We start from the raw sequence: 17,170 nt of genomic DNA on the forward strand, positions 1-17,170 counted from the left end.
ACAATTTCTGGCCGCCGGTCCGCCGCGCCCGTCACCAGAAGTTATGGCAGGGGACCGCACACCCCAGGCTCATGTAGGGCCCCGCGTCACGGGTGCGCCAGGCTTACGGATGTCCGTCCGCCACGGAGGTCCGCAGGCTTGCGCAAGGCCACCTCTCACAGGATGCGCAGGCTTCTTACGTAAGGCCGCCACTCACAGGATGCGCAGGCTTCCTACGTAAGGCCGCCCGTCACAGGGGTGCGCAGCACGCCGAGGCGGTCGATCTCCACCTCCACCACGTCGCCGGGCCGCAGCAACCACGGCGGGTTGCGCACGTAACCGACCCCTTCCGGAGTGCCGGTGGCGATCACGTCGCCGGGATTGAGCGTGAGCGTACGGCTGATCAGCGACAACACCTCGCCCACGCCGAAGATCATGTCGCGCGTGTTGCCGTACTGGACGAGCGTCCCGTTCACCCTGGTACGCACCCGCAGCCCGTCACGCAGGTCGCCCACCTCATCGGCGGTGACGATCGGCCCGAGTGGGCCGCTGCGGTCGGCGTTCTTGCCGAGCGTCCACTGGCTGGTGAGCTTCTGGGCGCGGCGGGCGGTGAGGTCGTTGAAGGTGGAGTAGCCGAGCACGGCCTTCAGCGCGGTGTCGGGGTCGGCGTAGCGCAGCGGTTCGGCGACGTACGCGGCCACCTCGCCCTCCCAGTCCAGCCCGTCCTCGCCGGCCGGGACCGCCACCGGAGCCCCGCCCACGCTCAGCGACGCCGTCCACCGCCCGAACAGCGTCGGATGCTCCGGCACCTCGAACGCCCCCTCCGCGGCGTGCGCCCGGTAGTTGAGCCCCACGCAGATCACCCGCGCGGACGGCGGCACCGGCGGCACGAACTCCACCGCCTCGGTGGACAGCGTGGCGTGCTCGTCGGCCAGCCGCAGCCCGCCGCGGATGCCGGCCACCTCGGCGACCAGCCGCCGCGCGTCCGCCCAGAACTCGTTCACCTCGGCGAGCAGCGTCACCGTCTCGCCGTCGAGCCGCGCCACCCGTACGACGTCGTCCCCGCGCACACGGACACCGACCAGCTTCACCGCTCCTCCTTCCAGTCGAGCGGCACCAGCTTGAGGTCGAACTCGATCTCCTCGTACGGCCCGTCCATCCCCCATCCCTCCGTACGCGGCACCGGCTCGCGGATCAGCTCGTCCTTCACCGCGTACGCGGCGTCGGAGCCCAGGTAGGGGTCGCCGGCCAGGAACACGTGCGTGGTCAGCGGCCGGTATCCGGTGGCGGTGACCCGGTAGTGGAAGTGCGCGGGACGCATGGGGTGGCGTCCGATGGCGTCCAGCAGCCGTCCCGCGGTGCCGTCGGTGGGCACGGGGTAGCTGCTCGGCCGGATCGTACGGAACCAGTAGCGCCCCTCCACGTCGGTGGTGAACAGGCCGCGCAGGTTGCCCAGGTCCTGCCTGTCGTCCTGGGTGTCGTACAGGCCGGTGTCGTTGGCCTGCCAGACGTCCACCACCGCGCCGGGCAGCGGCATGCCGTCGCAGTCGAGCACCCGCCCGTGCACCACGGTCGGCACGCCGCGCTCCCGCTCGGGCCCGTTGCTGATCCACGCGCCCGGCTGCCGCTCCGGGGCGGGCGAGTGGAACGGGCCCTCCACCGACGATGGCGTCATGCCCTCGGGGCCCTCGTTATTGACCGCGTCCACCGCGCTGGTCAGGCCCAGCATGTCGGACAGCAGGATGAACTCGTTGCGGTGCGCGGTGCACATGCGGCCGGTCTCGATGAGGAAGTCGAGCCCTGCGTTCCACTCGCCTTCCGTGGGCCGCACCTCCTCGACGAAGGCGTGCAGGTGACGGACGAGCGCGGAGACCACCTCGTTGATCCGGGGGTCGGGCCCGTCGATCTGGCTCAGGACCTGTCGCAGCAGCGGGGTCACATAGTCCTCCAAAGGCTTGACCGGAGCGTAGCGCCGCCGCGCTCGAAAGACCAGAATGGTTCGGGTGTTTTCTGGTACGCCTCCGACCCGCGCCGAGTCCCTGGCCGCCGACATCGAAGCGCTGATCGCCGAGCGCGGTCTCGGGCCTGGCGACCTGATCGGCACGATGGACGAGTTCCGTGACATGTCGGGTTACGGCCGCGCGACCATCAGCGAGGCGGCCCGCCTGCTCAGCGACCGCGGCACGGTCGAGATCAGGCCCGGCCGCAACGGCGGCCTGTTCGTGGCCGCGCCCAACCCGATCGTGCGGCTGCGGCACACGCTGCTCACCGTACGCTCGATGCCGGCCACGGTGGCCGACGCGATCGCCGTACGCGAATCTCTGGAGCCCCTGATCGCCGCCGACGCGGCCCGCCACCGCACCCGCCAGGACATCACCGACCTGCGCAGACTCCTCACCGCGCTCAAGCGATCGACCGCCGACCGCGACCGCTTCATGCGCGCCAACTGGGCGCTCCACGAGCGGATCGCCGAGATCACCCCCAACCACCTGGCCAAAGCGGTCTACCTGGCCATGACCCGCTGCGTGTCCGACCTGTCGGAACGCGCCGACCCCGACGGCAGCGCCGACCAGGACGAGTACCTGCGGCATCGCGTCGAGGTGCACGCCGAGCTGGTCGAGGCCATCGCGGCGGGCGACCTCGCGCGCACCGCCACCGCGGTGGAACGCCACCGCGGCGCTCGCCCGCTGACCACCTAGGAGTCGACCCAGGCGTCAGCCCCGCTCGCGACCACCTGAAAGCCCTCGACCAAGGCACCGGCCACTTGACCGCCTGACAGCAGGCGAGCACCACCGCGCTGGGCCGGCCACCGACCACCTGACGGCCGTCGAACACCACCGCACCGCATCAGTCACCGGCTTGGGCGTGGCCGCCATCCTGAAAATCGTGTCGCGGCACATCGCCGGGCCGCCGTCGTGCCGCATGAGAACGTCGCGAAGCCGCCACTGACACACACTCAAATGCGCAATAGCGACGAACCGTATTCGCGTTTCCATGCCTTCTCGGTTGTACGGCGCAACGAACGCCCGCTGCAGCGCGTCACCGCTGGTTACGCTGTTCGCGTCACCCAGTTGTCGGCAGCCTCAGGGGACGCGGAATGGCGACGCAGGAGCAGATCGACGCCGTGCGCCGGCAGATCGAGCAATTGCGGGATCAACACGGTGGCGACGTCCGCGGGGTGATCCACCTCATCAACTCCGGCGCGATGAAAGGCCCCGCCGCCGACGCGCTGGTAAGCGAGGCCCAGGGCTGGGATCGAGCGCTGAAGGGCATGTTCGACCGCGCCCTTGCCATGCTCGACACGCTCCGCCCGGACGGTGCCGGCCGATGAGCCCGCAGCCCGTGCCGCTCGGCATCGACCCGGCGCTGATGACGCAGCTCATCAACCTGATGAAGCGGCTCAGCACCACCATCCCCGACATGGGCGCCCAGGTGGACAGAAGTCTCGCCACGGTGCAGCTCCAGCTGTACGGCCCCGGCACAGCCCGCGACATCGGCCGGCAGATCGCCGGCAAGGTGCCCGACCTGCAGCGGCGGCTCGACCTCATGCTGGCCGCGCAGAAGGTCGCGCTCGACACCTCGAAAGCGCTCTGGGCCGACGAATCCAAGTGGCTGTCCGACACGCCCGCCGCCGGCGCCGCCACGGCCAAGCGCCTCGCGGACGCGCTGCGTACTGGATTGAAGAAGGGCACGATCGACGCCAAGACGCTCGCCGAGCTGCAAAAGCACCAGGAGGACCCGTACTTCGCCGTGGCGTTCGCCACCCAGATGCCGCCGCACGAGCTGAAGAGCCTCATCGCGAAGCTCTACCGCGGCCAGACCACCCCGGCCGGCGCCGACCCGGAGGTCATGGCCCAGCTGGACAAGCTGTCGGCCGCGCTCGGCACCATCCTCGGCACCGCATCACGTGGGGCCGGCGGCATGAAGCTGCCCAAGGGGTACGTCGATGAGCTGCTGAAACACCTCGACATCCCGGAGACCGCGTTCGCGCTGAACAAGCTCCTGCGCAGCGGCACCTACGACGACGCCTTCCTCCTCGAGATCGCCACCAAGGTCTACGACTACGAGCGCAAGCAGCCCCGGCAGTCCCCGTACTGGCTTAACTTCACGCCCACCACCCAACCGGCCAACGATCTCCCGGCCGCCTATAAGGATCCGATGGCCGCCGTCGCCGCCGCGCTCGCCAACAATTCCCGGGCCGCCCAAGACTTCTTCACCGACCCGAAACGCAAGCCCCTCGACTACCTGATGCGCGAACGCCCCTGGCACGAGTACACCGACACCGACCTCGGCAACGCCCTCGAAGCCGCCACCAGGACCTTCCGCGACCACGACCAGCCGCCGGAGCAGTCACGCGGATACAAGTCGGCGCTGATCGCCTCATGGGCGATGCACTTCTGGGGCAACCCGCAGGTGCAGAACAACCTCCCCCACACCCGGCAGAACGTGGGGAACATCATCAGCGCGTACATGAGCGACTTACACCGCGCTTCTGTGGATCGGGTGGCTCACAAGCCGGGGGTGATCACGCGCGACCCCGACACAATGCTGGCCGGCACACAGCCGTACGGTGCCGTCTTCGATCGTGACGGTATCAGCGGCGTCATGAAGTGGGCCTTCGCGGACACTGACGTGCTCAAGACCGTCGTGACGGGCCACGGCCAGTACAGCATCGAAGTGCTGGACGAGCGCGCCGCAAGGCTCGCTGAGCAGAATCGCGCCGATTTCGAGAAATGGCACAAGGCACACCCGAACGCGACCGCCGCCGAGATCGCCGCGCAGCGTCAGAAGATCCTGGAAGAGCGGATGAACGGCGCGGACGGCGCGGTTTTCAGCCAGGCCATCGAACGGCTCAGCCGCACCCTCTTTGTGATCACGGATGCGGGCAACATCGCCAAGATCGAAAGCGCAGACCAACACGACAAAATGTTCAACGCCTTCAAAGAAGCGGTCACCAGCGTGGCGGACCTGGCCCCCGGTCCTCAAGGGAAGATCGCCGGATGGCTCTTCGACAGAGCCAAATCCCAGGTGGCAGACCAGTTCACCGCCGGGGCAGGAGCGGCGGCGCGCAGCGAGGCCGCCACGACGACGGGTCAGACCGTGGACATGTTCATGGACCTCACGGCCGACGCGATGATGCGGCACGGGCTCTTCGGCGACGGAGAGGTGCCGGCGAGGACCCACCCGCACGCGTCGGTGAACTACCCGCGCGGCTCGGAGGGCGACTTCATGGACGGCGACAAGATCATCCCGTGGAGCAAGATGACCGCCAAGCAGCGTGAGGCGTACACGGAATGGATCACCAGCCCTGACACAGGAGCCGTGTTCCGCAACCCTTCCAACGCTGTCACCGAGGGCTTCAACCAGGCCAACGACGCCGGAGGACAAGGCGGATGAGAAAGGTCTCCCTCCCTGCGCTGCTCATCGCGGGAGCACTCGTAAGCGCGGCTTGTTCGCCGTCGCCTCCACCCCCCGACACCCGCCCTCTGGGCGATGTGATGGCCGGACCGCAGGAGTGCGGTCTGATCTCAAGGCAGGTCATCGCCCGCATCACGGGCCTGGACGAGTTCCGCGCCACGGGCAGCCGCCCCGGAGAGCCCTTCGACCGCTGCATCGTCAGAAAAGAGGGAGGAGACGCGATCGGGGCGGCGCTGTCGATCACCTTCGACAACCCGTCCGCGCTCACCGTGGAAGAGCTGGAGGGCACCAAGCAGCACGACCGCGGCCAAGACCTGCCAGCCGACCTCGGCCCTGGCTTCACGGCACAGATCGAAGGCGAGGACGGCATGAAGACGTACGCCTACGCCTGGACCCCCGACGCCCGGCGCCGCCTCTCCATCTGGATCACCCCGGGCGCACCGGGCAGAGACCACCGGGCGGACGCCATCGAACTCGTCCGGCAGCTCAAGCCGATCTTGTTTAAGGAGTCCGGATAACTTGGGCGCCTGACAACTTCGCGGCCGGCCCAGATTCTTGGCGCCGCCTCCGTGTCACCTGCCGATCGGCCCAGGCGCCGGGTGGGTACGCCGACGGGTTCACACCTCCTGGAGGTCGCCAGTGATTCGCAGAAGAGCGCGAGCGTCCGCGATGTTGCCGACGTCCATCAGGTGACCCACCACCGCGAGGACTTGCGTGCCAGGCCGGCGTCCGACCATCCTGAGCAGGGTATCCACAGCCTCCGCCAGTCCCCAGTCGCGGCAGGCCTGTATTGCGTCAGCAGCCTCCTTCGCAGGTGCCCTCCCGCCGGCATAGTCGAGCATGCCCATGGCGTGCTCATAGCGAGCGTTGTCCACATGCTTGGCGAGCTCTTCGATCGGCCACCGGACGTATGCCGTCAAGCAGTTGCGCCGGTCCCCTCCTCCCACCAGGACCGGCGCAACGTGTGGAGTACCGGGACCGGCGGTCGTCGTGCCGCCATCGGCAAGTGCACCAGCCGGCCTGGCAACATGCGGATCCTCATCCCACACTTGCTGCACCAGGCGTTCCAGCTCTTCTTCCGTCATAGTCACGGCCGGATTTTTGCGGGCCGCGAGGCGAAGGAGGTTGAGGACCGTCTTTTTGTCGGGATATCCCACCTGTCCCGCGGCCAAGCGACCGAGAGCGGAGCGAGAACTATGTATCTGGTTTGCAACGCTTCGTAACGACCCGCCCGCATCATCTAAAAGCGTTCGCACCGCCTCAGCGAGTTCACGCCGGGCAGGCGAGAGAGATGCTGGAAGAGGCTTCCTTCGCGCACGAGGAGGCATGGTCAGCTCCTTGGTATCCCCTCCGGTTCTGGAGCCATCTTGACGGACGCCTGTGACAAATTACGCCTTTGCCGGATCAGCGAGACACAGCGGGACACCACGCGGGACACACCGGGACAGAAAAGACTTCCCTGAGGTGCCTGGATCCGCTTCGCTAACAGACAACGCAGCGGGTCTCTCTGTCGCTTATCTCCCATGAGAGGAACAGACGAATGTTGGCGATGCCGTCCTGGACGGACAAGAAGCTCGGCACCATGAAGCGGGTAGCGCTGTGGCTCATACAGGAAGTCGGACCAGGAAGCATCTTCACCAAAGAACAGCTGCGCGCAGCGTTCGACGGAGTCAGTCAAATCGACCGCCGCATGAGGGAGCTACGGGACTACGAGTGGCAGATCGACACAAACCGGGAGGATTCGACTCTGGAGTCCTGGGAGCACAGGTTCGTTCGCCAGGGGCTTCCCGTATGGGAACCGGGCGTCGCTAACCGGAAGGCCGCGGAGGCTATAAGCGCGTCACAGCGCCGTACCGTTCTCATGGAGGACAACTATCTATGCCGATCGTGCGGTATCGGCATCGGCGAAGCGTATTCCGACGGCTACGGAACCACTTCACAGCTCGATATCGCACGCCGGCAGGTCACGCTACCCAGCGGCGACAAGGAAGTGCAGCTCGTCACGGAGTGCAACCGGTGCCGTGTGGGGGGACGCGATGTTGTCAGCGACCTGCGGACTCTCACAGCGGCGCTGGAGCGGCTGTCAGCCTATGAGCGCAAGATGCTGTCCGCCTGGATTGAGCAGGACTCCCGCAGCTTCAACGATGTCGAGAAGCTGTGGGGCCTCTACCGCACCTTGCCGACGCCCGCACGCAACCAATTCCGCAGCATGCTCCTGCAGCCCTGAGCGGAAGGCCGGCGCCGAGCACAGCCGGCCACCGCCCCCTCCGATCCCCTGCTGACTTACTCCTGGAAGGAACTCAACCATGTCGATCGACTTTGGCCAGCCTCGCGAGGCTGCTAGCAACCGCGAACTCGTAGAACAGCGGCTCAAGGAACTGCGGAATGGCAGCGGAGTCCCGGAGACTCTGACGGTCGAGTGGCGTGGCAAGCTCACGCACGTCGAAGTCATCGACATGCCGGTTGAGGCACTGCGGTATAACCCTGGCACCCACCGTATCCGTGCCCAGCGTGCCTTCGACCCGATAAGGGACCAAGCCCTGACCGACGATCCGTGGAGCCCCGAGAGCCAGGACTATCTGCACTTCTTGCTGAAGGCGTTGCCGGCGGATCCTTCCGTGACCGACAAGGCCTTCGAGGATCTCATGGAAAGCCTGCGCGAGTACGGCCAGAACGAACCTGGCCTCATCACCCGTGATGGCATCTTGGTCAACGGCAACACACGACGGGCCGCTCTCAAGGAGATAGGACGGCCCAGCATGCGAGTAGGCGTCCTGCCCGCAAGCTGTACATGGGACGACATACACGCCGTTGAGCTTTCACTCCAGCTGCGCCCGGACAGGCGCCGGGAGTACTCCTACATCAATCATCTGCTCGCCCTGGAAGAGCAGGTAAAACTTGGTAAGCCACTACCGGAGATCGCCCGGAACTTCCACACCACCACGCCGGCCTGTGACCGTGACTTGTGGATTCTCGCTCAGTTGAGGGACCTTATCGACCGCAGCGCCACAGGCACCACGTCGCTGCGGCTGATGGACTTCGAAGACGCGAAAGAACGACTCTTCGAGCTTTATCGGGCGTACAAAGCTGAGGCCGCGCGTAACCAAGAACGCGCAGATCTGATAAAGGAGGGGCGCTTCGCCGCTATCGTGCTCGAGTTCGCCAAAACAGACGTCCGGTTCATCCAGCCTGATTTCTATGAGCGCTTCCTGAATCAGCGGCTTCCCGCCGATCTTATGCCAGATCCCGAGCCCGAGGCTGCGGCTGTCGCGATTCCTGGCCTCGGCCGTACTGTCCAAGCGGCCGGAGTCAGGGTCACGGCCGCAAAGGCTCTTACCGACTCTCTCCTGCGAGTCAAGGCTGTCAAGGCTCCTGGGTCCACCGCCACCGAGGAGGAGCGGAGTACAGCAACCGAGCAGTTCAGGCGCGCAAAAGACGTTTTCAATGAGGCGCTGGAGTTCGCAGGCAGGGACTTCCGGCTCCGCAAGAAGCGCCTCGCCGCCCCTGACCGCGTGACTGACGCATGTAAAGACCTAGAGCAGTGCGTCACCGACCTCGTCCTGGCCCGCGGCAACGGAAGCCTGGATGAAGGCGCCTTTGACGACGCCCTGCTGCAGCTGCGCTCCATCTTGGAGCGCGTCGCCAAAGAGGCCAGCAAGAGCATTACCCTGCCAGGCGACGGGCTCACCTGGCTGCAGAAAGCTGTAGGGAGAGACCAGTGACCGCGCCACATTCAGAGCCGTCTCTGCGGATTTCGCTCGATGTCTCGAAGACACGCGTGGTTCTCCGCAGCAGGCCGGGGTACGAGCAGGATTTCGCGGATCTGGCTGCCCGCATCGCGCCAGGGGGGCAGCGTGCGCCGCTGGTGGGAGAGTTCGATCTTGACGACTTCCTCGACCGCCTCATCGAGCTCGGCAACTGGCATCACGATGATGTTGAGTGGGATGAGGCGCTTCTCCAGCTCGTCAACAGCGTCCTCGATGACGCCGAACAGGCCGAGCGCACGCTCAGCGGCGAAGCTGACCTCCCCGGGAGAACGATCGCGCCAGGTGACGTACTGAAGATGCTTGGCGAGAACTGGATTGGTGATCTCACCGACTTCCAGCTGCGTGATGCAGCCCATCTGCTGTCACTCAGTCACGGTGCGAACTTCAGCGTGCCTGGTGCCGGCAAGACCCGGGTGACCCTAGCCGTCTACTCTGCTATCCGCGAGCAGGGCCTGGTCAGGCGGCTCCTCGTTGTCGGGCCAAAGTCCGCCTACGAGGCTTGGCTGTCAGAAAGCCAGGTGTGCTTCCGCACACCGCCACGCGCGGCAGTGATGGGCCGGGCGCCGGACTATGACGCCGAGATAATGCTCGTCAACTACGAGCGGCTATCCCGGGCTGTCCCCGGGCTCGTGTCGTGGCTGACCAGCGCACCTTCGATGCTGGTGCTCGACGAGGCTCACCGCATGAAGCTTGGCGCCAGCGGAACCTACGGATCAGCATGCCTGACGCTTGGGCCTTCTGCCGCGCGGCGGCTCATCCTTACGGGCACCCCTGCCCCAAACGGGGCTCGAGATCTGGAGAATCTGCTGTCGTTTGTCTGGCCTGGACGGGGCAAACGCGTGGTATCCGATGCCGTACGTGGTGGCGATCTGGCCTACGCCAGTACCGTACTGAGGCCGCTCTTCACCCGCACCACCAAGAGCGAACTAGGCCTCCCTCCGTTCGAGCCGAAGATCCGCTACGTCAAGCTCCCACCCATTCACCGCGAGATATATGAAGCGCTGAAGGGAAACTTATCTGCACGGGCCGAAGCTTCCCGCGATGATATTGAAGCGCTCGGCCGTACTGCGCTGCGTCTGATTATGGCGGCCACAAGCCCGGCTCTTCTCATCGAGGGAGGCAGCCCATATGAGCCACTCGCGTATAGGCCAGCCCCTCTGGAGATCAACCCTGATGACTCGCTCTACGACCTGCTGCGCAACCTGCCCAGCTATGAACTATCACCTAAGTATCAGGAAACAATTCACCTGATTGCTGCCAACGCAACACTGGGCCGCAAGACGATTGTATGGACAAACTTCGTACGTAACATTACTACTTTGGCACACCTGCTCGCTCCTCACCATCCCGCCGTTGTTCATGGCGGAACAATAGATCGAGACGAGCAGATACGGCGGTTCCGCGAAGATGCAGACTGTATGGTGCTGATCTCAAATCCTGCGACCCTTGGGGAAGGAATCAGTCTCCATCAAGTCTGCCATGACGCGATCTACATTGACCGTGATTTCATGGCCGGCCGATTCCTCCAGAGCTTGGATCGAATACACCGCTTAGGTCTCGCACCCGACGCAGAAACCCGGGTCACCGTACTCGCCGCGGAAGGAACTATCGATGAAGTGGTCCAGCTACGCCTCAAGACAAAAATGGAGTTCCTAGGAAGCATCCTGGACGATCCGGATGTGCGCCAGCTAGCCGACCTCGAGGAGGCACCTGCCGATAGCTATGGGCTGGATGCCGGAGACATTCGGGAGCTCCTGCGACATTTGGGCTGATCTGCAGAGCGGAGCACCACAAACACGCGAGCGATCAAGGGGATGCCCATACAGGCCGGAAACCTAGTGCAGATGACCCATCGGGGAGGCATGATAAGGGGCGCAAATGATCGGGTTCTACGCAGAGACAGGAAGCGGCGATGGACGATTACGATCCCGCACTGGAAGAAGTCTTCTCACATCTCATGATGCTGGATGAACTTGGACCACGGCTAGGAAAGGTAGTCCGCCGCACCTTCGACATGCTTCTTGACGGCCAGCACACCGGCCGCTTCCGATGGGAGCAACTCCATAAAACGGAAAAGACGCACTGCGGAACGCTGATTGAGATCAACCTGCAACGCGAGTTCGGATTCGCTGATGGACATGTTCTCGACTACTCCATCGCGGGACATGAAGTTGATTGCAAATATGCACAGAACATAGCGAGCTGGATGATTCCCCCCGAGGCTGTTGACCAACTCATCCTGGGGCTCTGGGCCAACGACAAGAAGGGGCGCTGGAGCGCTGGTCTGGTCCGAGCCAGCGAGGAAAACCTCAACCCTGGGAGAAACAGGGACGTCAAGCGCACCTTAAATCATACCGGCCGACAGGCTATTCGCTGGCTGTTCAAGGACGAACCGCTTCAGGAGAACATCCTCCTCTCCTTGCCCGACGACGACATCGACGCCATCTTCCGCTCCACGAGCGGGCAGAAGAGAATCAATGAACTTTTCCGGCGTGTCCAGGGCAGACGCATAAGCCGCACGGTAGTTGCAACGGTGGCGATGCAGGAGGACTACATGAAGCGGGTACGCGGCAATGGCGGGGCTCGTTCAGCACTACGTCCGGAAGGCATCGTGATTTTCGGGCAGTACCGTAATCACGTTGAGGCAGCCAAGGCTCTTGGCCTCCCTACCCTTGGCCCCGGAGAGTCGATGAGCATTCGGCTGGCGCGTAAGCGTGCACACCATGCTGGGCTGCCGTCCATCACGCTGAACGGCGAAGAATGGGTGGCAGCCTTGCCAGATGATCCTCCAGAAATGGCACCCGAGCTACCCGACATCGGCCCGCTAGGCAGATGAGACACGCTGCCACGCGCCTACCGACGGCGTCAGCATCGGCTTAGGCAAAAAGGCGATAAGCACCAGATCAGCTTCAGCCGACGGGGAGAAGCCGGGCCTCCTTCGAGAGGCTGCTTCTCCCCGCTACGCATCTTCCACTGAAGCCACGCCGAGTGCCGGATACCCGCAACTGCGGCTTAGATGGATGGCGAACCTAGCAGTATCAGCTGATCTTCGACCGATACTTATTGAACAACTCGTGCCGTCGATGGTCTTCCTGCCCGAGGAACGCCTTGAACTCACCGAGCTTGTACGCCACGTCACCATTCGATCGGGGAACTTCCAGCAGCTCGAAGTCGTGACTGAGATGGTTGAGATGGCGTTCGACCTCAGGCAGCTCCATCGGCTTGCCATCATCCGCAAGCTTCTGCACGATCTGCTCGACAGTTAGCGGCCGACTGTTCTTGACCAGGATCTTGTAGACCGGATCGGTCGGCGTATCGGTGTCTTCCACCAAGGTGCGGCGCGGGCCTTCCTTGAGCAGCGCTTTTCTGATAGCTACGCCTAGCGCCTTTGCTACAGGCGGGGGAAAGGCATTGCCGATCTGCCGGTACTTAGACGTCTTCCCGCCAAGAAACTCCCAAGCGGCGAATTCCTCGCCGTACCATCCCTGAATGCGAGCCACCATTTCGACGGTCAGCATCGGATGCTTGGCGCCCTTCACCCGTGGATTATTGGGCCCAGGCGGGACGTCGGCCACGCCCTTCCCATCCACTCCCATCGCTTCCCACGCGGCCTTGGCTCTACTGGGGCCGAGGTCTGCTCCACCATGCTTCTTTGACCCTCCCACGATGGTGGGAGCGATGTCGTTCGCCCCTCGAACCCACTCTTCGAGCCTCTCGGGCGACCAGTCTCCGCGGGCCATGAGGTCCCTGAGCAGCTCGCCCACCGTAGGCGGCTTTTCGGTATTCTTCTCAGGCCAGTCAAAGTACTCTGCGTATTCGGGCCGCAAAGCGACCAGCACGAACCGGGGGCGGAGCTGCGAGACGCCGTAGTCGTTTGCCTGCAGGAGCTTCCACTGGGCGACATAGCCATGCTCCTTCAGCCGGTCTAGGACACGCTGGCGATAAGCGGTGAACCTGGTGCCAGCCAGACCTTTGACGTTCTCTAGCAGGAGCGCCTTCGGCTTCATCTGGCCACACAGTTCCACCGCCCACGCAAACAGATCGCGCTCGTCAGTGGCTCCAAGCTGCTTGCCCGCGATGCTGAAGGGCGGGCATGGCACGCCTCCAGCTAGCAAATCCACGCCCTCGTATTCCTTTGGCTTCCACACGGAGGGGTCAGCCACGTCGCCAATCCTGACGGTTTCCTCAGCCTCCTTCTTGTCATAGTGAAAAACTTTGACGAGGTTATGCCGGAGTGTCTTTGCTGCTTGCGGGTCGAGCTCAATCGCCAGGGCATGCCGGAAACCTGCCCGTTCCAGCCCGAGGGACTGCCCCCAGCGCCGGCACAGATTTCCACAACTCTGAGTGAGCCCTCAGGCGTCCCCGCCAAGGTGCTGGCGGCATCGGACATCGCAGCTTGATCCCGCTCTGAGCTGGCACTTCCCGGGCTTACTGGCTGATCATCAGCTTTCGCCAGGGTCTCGAGGACGTGAGAGTGCTTTCTGGTCACAAGGACCCCTTTCGTAGCCCAGAGGAGGCAAGGGACAAGCGGTCAACTGTATCTTCGCGGAGAGCACTGTTGGCTGTACGCCCGTTGGGACGAGTGTGAGCGAGAGCAAGAGAGCCCAAGCCCGGCAACGGGCTCATGAGCGGAGGACCTATCCTGCGCCGCTCAACGAGGGTCGGTCGCGCAACATGCAGGCCAATCGGCGATCTAACACCAAACCCGAGGTTGCCCTGCGGAGTGCGCTGCACCGCCGTGGCTTGCGCTACAGAAAGGACCTCCGCCTTGATCTGGGCGAGGTCAAGGTCCGCCCTGACATCGTCTTCACGGCCAAGAAGGTCGCGGTCTTCGTCGACGGCTGCTTCTGGCACGTCTGCCCGGAGCACGGTCGCCAGCCCACGACGAACGAGTGGTACTGGGCGCCAAAGTTGCGCCGGAACATGGAACGCGATCAGCGCGTCAACGCCGCCCTCGAAGCAGCCGGCTGGCGGGTGATCCGGCTTTGGGAGCACGAAGCACTGGCCACGGCCGTTGAGACGGTAGTGGCCGCCGTGCAGCCAGATGCCGAACATACGAGCGAGACTAGCGCGCCTGGCTGACAATCCCGCAATCGGAACCGGACAATTGGCACCGCACCAAAGGTAAAGAATTTCCGATCTTCTGCGGAGCCTCAGGGGACACCTAACCCCCTGAGAGCGGTCCTCTAGTACACGTTTGTGCACCCCGGCAACAGTTCCGGCGACCCGTCCTTCGCATCCGTGGCCAGCTCCCTCACGATCGCCGGCGTGCCTGTGCGTTCGTGGCAGGTGAGTCCCAGTTATGCCGGATACGCAGGTAATCGAACCTGTCTTCCCGCTCCTCCCGTACGCGCTGGTGACGTCGGCGGAGGGGCGTGGGTGTGATGCGGAAGCTCGGGCTGATCGCGGCGGTGCTCGTGGCGCTGGTCGGTGGGGTGGCGTATGCCGTTGACTCCGGGGCGGCCGATGGGCCTCGCCCGGCTATGCCGCTCATCTACGAGGCGTATACCGAGCGGGCGCATGCGCAGATTTCCGCCGACAGCCTGCGGGATCGGGGGGCCGAAGGTGGTGGCGGCCTCTGCAGGTGGGCGGATCACGCTGACCGGGTTGCTGGGGAGCCGGCGGCTTGAGGAGACCTCGTCGGTGGCGCGGTTCCGGATCGAGTGCTGGGTCCGGAGCCACGTTTCGTTCACCGCCTACCAGCGGGTGACCTTTCCTCCCTACATCGATCCGACCGTTCCGCCTGAGACGGTGCCGGTGACGGGGACGATGGAGGTTCCGCCTTGTCAGCGGGTCACGAACGGGTGAACGGTCCCTACAGCGGCCAGATCTGCATCGTCGTCGGGGCTCGGGAAGGGGATGACCTCGGGGCGTCGTGCCGGCAGTTCCTTGTCGTGAGCGGGCAACTGCCGGGGCCTGAGCTGCCGGCGCTTGAAGCGGCCGGGGTGGTGACGTTATGGAGGGCCGTACTGAGGCGGAGCTGAAGTCGGTCGAGGAGAAGGGGGCCTACACCGTCATTCAGGGGCTTGAGGGCAAGTACTTCTTTCCGACGCGGGAGCAGGCGGAGAGTTTCAAGCGGCTCGCCGGGGAGCGAGGATGGGGGACGTACGTGGTCACGCAGGCGGAGATCGACGCGCGGCACCTGGCGAAGGCGGAGTCCATCGCGGCGGCCGGGGAAGGGCCCGCATACTTCCTGCGGAACGGGCTGGTGCGGCTGGTCAGGCTGGTGAGGGTTTTCCGATGACGGTGCGGGCGAGGGTGGCGTTGCGGGTTCCTGGGCTGAGGCAGCCGATGCCGCTCCCGACTCGGTCGCTCATGGCTCGTATCGGGACCGATGAGCAGGGGCGGCCGCTGCTGCTCGGGGCTGAGGTGGACGTTCCCGGTGCGGTCTCACTAACCCCTGGTCAGGGCGAGGTCGTGGGTGAGGCTGAGTTCTGGTACGAAGACGCGGCCCAGTACGTCGTTCCCGCCGCCGAGCTTCCCCTTTGGGCGAAGTCGGCAGGCTCAGGGTGCTCGACGTGCTCAGCCGTCCCTGACACGGGTGGGGAGGGGCTATCCAGCCTTCTGTTGCGGCGGTGTCCGACTCGTCGGGGGTCGGGGTGGCGGCCTTTGCCGGTTTTCGCGGGGGTGGATGGCGACAGCCGCTGGGCTCAGGAGGTGTGGCGGCTCTTTCCCTCCGTGACGCCTTCTCCAATAACAGGGCAGGTAGAAGGGGTGATTCCAGGGTGGCGATCATGAGGGTGGCGGACATGTGGTTCGATCCGTCCTGCCCGTACTCCTGGCTGACCTCGCGCTGGCTGCTCGAGGTGAGCCGGGTGCGGCCGGTCGAGGTGCGATGGCACGTCTTGAGCCTGTCGGTGCTCAACGAGGGCCGTGACGAGGACCCGGAAGGGGACACCGAGGGCTATCTGTGGGTGCCGGCGCGGGTCTGTGCGGCGGTCAGGCGCGCGCACGGGCAGGAGGCGCTGGGACGGTTCTACACAGCACTGTGGACGACGGGCGAGGGCGACTGGCCCGGTGATCTGCGTACGGCGCTGGAAGCGGCCGGTCTGCCGCCCGACCTCGCCGAGGCAGGGCTCGGAACCGAGTACGACGACGAGCTGCGGGCCTCGACGGCCGAGGCTCTGCGCATCATCGGCGGTGACCATGTGGGGACTCCGATCGTGGCCGTGAGCGAAGAAGGAGCCGCCCCGGTCGCGTTCTTCGGGCCCGTCATCTCCAAGGTGCCCACCGGTGAGGACGCCGGGCGGCTCTGGGACGGGACGTTGCTGGTCGCATCAACCCCGGGCTTCCACGAGCTCAAGGGCGGCCCGCCCCGCCAACCGGAGCCTTACGGAACGTGAAGAGTTGAGCCGATTCCGTGATACGGGCCCGCCGGCGGAGCTATCTTGTGGGACATCCCCGCACAGCGACGGACAAGAGTTCTCATGGACGAGCCGCACGTGATCACCACCGAGTGGGTCGACGCCCCCGACGACATCTCCTACCGCGACTACGTCGCGGGCACGTACAACACCTTCCGCTGCACCTGCGCGGTCCCGCTGCTGGACCGGGAGGCGGCGACGCTGCACGCGGCCGAGTGGGGCCGGTGCGTGGTGTGCCTGGGGTCGGGCACGGTCTCGATCGCCCCTTTCCACAGCGACGGCTGCGAGAGCTGCGCCGGCTCGGGAGCGGGCCGGCCGGGCGCGGTGGTGGTGCAGGCGCAGGTGACCGAGGACTTCGTCAGGGAGGTGGCGGAGCTGCTGCCCGCGGAGTTCGGGTTGCCGGATGTGGTGGCGGTGCTGCAGGAGCACATGCCGCCGGAGTGCGGCTCGATGGAGACGGTGTTCTCGGTGGCGGCCGGGCTGATCCGTTATCTAGAGGTGCAGGGTCTCGTGGTGCTGGCCACGGCGCCCGACTTCGTGCCGGGTGAGGGGGTGGAGCAGCGGTACGGCGACCCCCGGTGGATTCGCACCCCCTGAGAAGACGACCTTCCATCCCATCGGACGGCGGTATCGGCCCGTCGG

General features: G+C 65.1%; 16 protein-coding genes. 12 read left to right on the forward strand and 4 right to left on the reverse strand.

All coding sequences use genetic code 11. The features are described from left to right. Window positions 1-212: 212 nt before the first annotated feature. Together ACFMQL_RS10300 and ACFMQL_RS10305 are read right to left on the reverse strand one after the other, a co-directional pair. Window positions 213-1,070 (reverse strand): fumarylacetoacetate hydrolase family protein, encoded by an 858-nt coding sequence (locus ACFMQL_RS10300; protein WP_378785427.1) that lies wholly within the window; start codon window positions 1,068-1,070, stop codon window positions 213-215. Beyond that, a complete protein-coding gene (locus tag ACFMQL_RS10305; RefSeq protein WP_364068132.1) occupies window positions 1,067-1,930 on the reverse strand; it encodes a dioxygenase in 864 nt (287 codons plus the stop codon). The genes ACFMQL_RS10300 and ACFMQL_RS10305 overlap by 4 nt, the downstream gene beginning before the upstream one ends. A 52-nt stretch (window positions 1,931-1,982) precedes the next feature. Between ACFMQL_RS10305 and ACFMQL_RS10310 the strand changes: the two genes are divergently transcribed. From ACFMQL_RS10310 to ACFMQL_RS10325, 4 genes are all read left to right on the forward strand, one after another. Beyond that, window positions 1,983-2,678 carry an FCD domain-containing protein gene (locus tag ACFMQL_RS10310; RefSeq protein ID WP_364068133.1) on the forward strand — a complete coding sequence of 232 codons (696 nt, stop codon included), beginning with the start codon at window positions 1,983-1,985 and terminating at the stop codon, window positions 2,676-2,678. A gap of 398 nt (window positions 2,679-3,076) precedes the next feature. Next, window positions 3,077-3,310: a hypothetical protein gene (locus tag ACFMQL_RS10315; RefSeq protein WP_364068134.1), complete on the forward strand. Its 234-nt coding sequence runs from the start codon at window positions 3,077-3,079 to the stop codon at window positions 3,308-3,310. Further along, window positions 3,307-5,376, forward strand: coding sequence for a DUF6571 family protein (locus ACFMQL_RS10320; RefSeq protein WP_364068135.1), 2,070 nt, complete (start codon window positions 3,307-3,309; stop codon window positions 5,374-5,376). Before ACFMQL_RS10315 ends, ACFMQL_RS10320 begins: the two co-directional genes overlap by 4 nt. Before the next feature lie 101 nt (window positions 5,377-5,477). Then, complete coding sequence (locus tag ACFMQL_RS10325) at window positions 5,478-5,915, forward strand: hypothetical protein (protein WP_378785429.1); 438 nt, start codon at window positions 5,478-5,480, stop codon at window positions 5,913-5,915. Window positions 5,916-6,014: 99 nt separating this feature from the next. Here the strand turns inward: ACFMQL_RS10325 and ACFMQL_RS10330 are convergent, their stop codons facing one another. Continuing rightward, window positions 6,015-6,569 (reverse strand): hypothetical protein, encoded by a 555-nt coding sequence (locus tag ACFMQL_RS10330; protein WP_364068137.1) that lies wholly within the window; start codon window positions 6,567-6,569, stop codon window positions 6,015-6,017. Window positions 6,570-6,937: 368 nt separating this feature from the next. Here ACFMQL_RS10330 and ACFMQL_RS10335 point away from each other — a divergent pair, with 368 nt between their 5' ends. The 4 genes from ACFMQL_RS10335 (at window position 6,938) to ACFMQL_RS10350 (ending at window position 12,000) form a co-directional block, all read left to right on the forward strand. After that, window positions 6,938-7,624 (forward strand): hypothetical protein, encoded by a 687-nt coding sequence (locus ACFMQL_RS10335; RefSeq protein WP_364068138.1) that lies wholly within the window; start codon window positions 6,938-6,940, stop codon window positions 7,622-7,624. A gap of 79 nt (window positions 7,625-7,703) precedes the next feature. Continuing rightward, on the forward strand, window positions 7,704-9,119 hold the full coding sequence (locus ACFMQL_RS10340) for a transcriptional regulator (RefSeq protein WP_364068139.1): 1,416 nt from the start codon (window positions 7,704-7,706) through the stop codon (window positions 9,117-9,119). Beyond that, complete coding sequence (locus ACFMQL_RS10345; RefSeq protein ID WP_364068140.1) at window positions 9,116-10,936, forward strand: DEAD/DEAH box helicase; 1,821 nt, start codon at window positions 9,116-9,118, stop codon at window positions 10,934-10,936. Before ACFMQL_RS10340 ends, ACFMQL_RS10345 begins: the two co-directional genes overlap by 4 nt. A gap of 140 nt (window positions 10,937-11,076) precedes the next feature. Continuing rightward, a complete protein-coding gene (locus ACFMQL_RS10350) occupies window positions 11,077-12,000 on the forward strand; it encodes a NaeI family type II restriction endonuclease (RefSeq protein WP_364068142.1) in 924 nt (307 codons plus the stop codon). Between the two features lie 202 nt (window positions 12,001-12,202). Here ACFMQL_RS10350 and ACFMQL_RS10355 read toward each other — a convergent pair whose 3' ends face one another. After that, complete coding sequence (locus ACFMQL_RS10355; protein WP_378790149.1) at window positions 12,203-13,492, reverse strand: DNA cytosine methyltransferase; 1,290 nt, start codon at window positions 13,490-13,492, stop codon at window positions 12,203-12,205. A gap of 256 nt (window positions 13,493-13,748) precedes the next feature. Between ACFMQL_RS10355 and ACFMQL_RS10360 the strand changes: the two genes are divergently transcribed. The 4 genes from ACFMQL_RS10360 to ACFMQL_RS10375 all read left to right on the forward strand — a co-directional run bounded on the left by ACFMQL_RS10360 (window position 13,749) and on the right by ACFMQL_RS10375 (window position 17,125). After that, window positions 13,749-14,246, forward strand: coding sequence for a very short patch repair endonuclease (locus ACFMQL_RS10360; protein WP_364068146.1), 498 nt, complete (start codon window positions 13,749-13,751; stop codon window positions 14,244-14,246). Between the two features lie 874 nt (window positions 14,247-15,120). Then, entirely contained in the window at window positions 15,121-15,408 is a 288-nt protein-coding gene (locus tag ACFMQL_RS10365) for a hypothetical protein (RefSeq protein WP_364068148.1), read from the forward strand. A gap of 490 nt (window positions 15,409-15,898) precedes the next feature. After that, window positions 15,899-16,507: a disulfide bond formation protein DsbA gene (locus ACFMQL_RS10370; protein WP_364068150.1), complete on the forward strand. Its 609-nt coding sequence runs from the start codon at window positions 15,899-15,901 to the stop codon at window positions 16,505-16,507. An 84-nt stretch (window positions 16,508-16,591) separates the two neighbouring features. Further along, the gene (locus ACFMQL_RS10375; protein ID WP_364068152.1) at window positions 16,592-17,125 is read left to right on the forward strand and encodes a hypothetical protein; all 534 of its coding nucleotides are present in this window, start codon (window positions 16,592-16,594) and stop codon (window positions 17,123-17,125) included. Window positions 17,126-17,170: the final 45 nt, after the last annotated feature.

It is taken from the genome of Nonomuraea fastidiosa (assembly GCF_042751225.1).
Lineage (GTDB): Bacteria > Actinomycetota > Actinomycetes > Streptosporangiales > Streptosporangiaceae > Nonomuraea > Nonomuraea fastidiosa.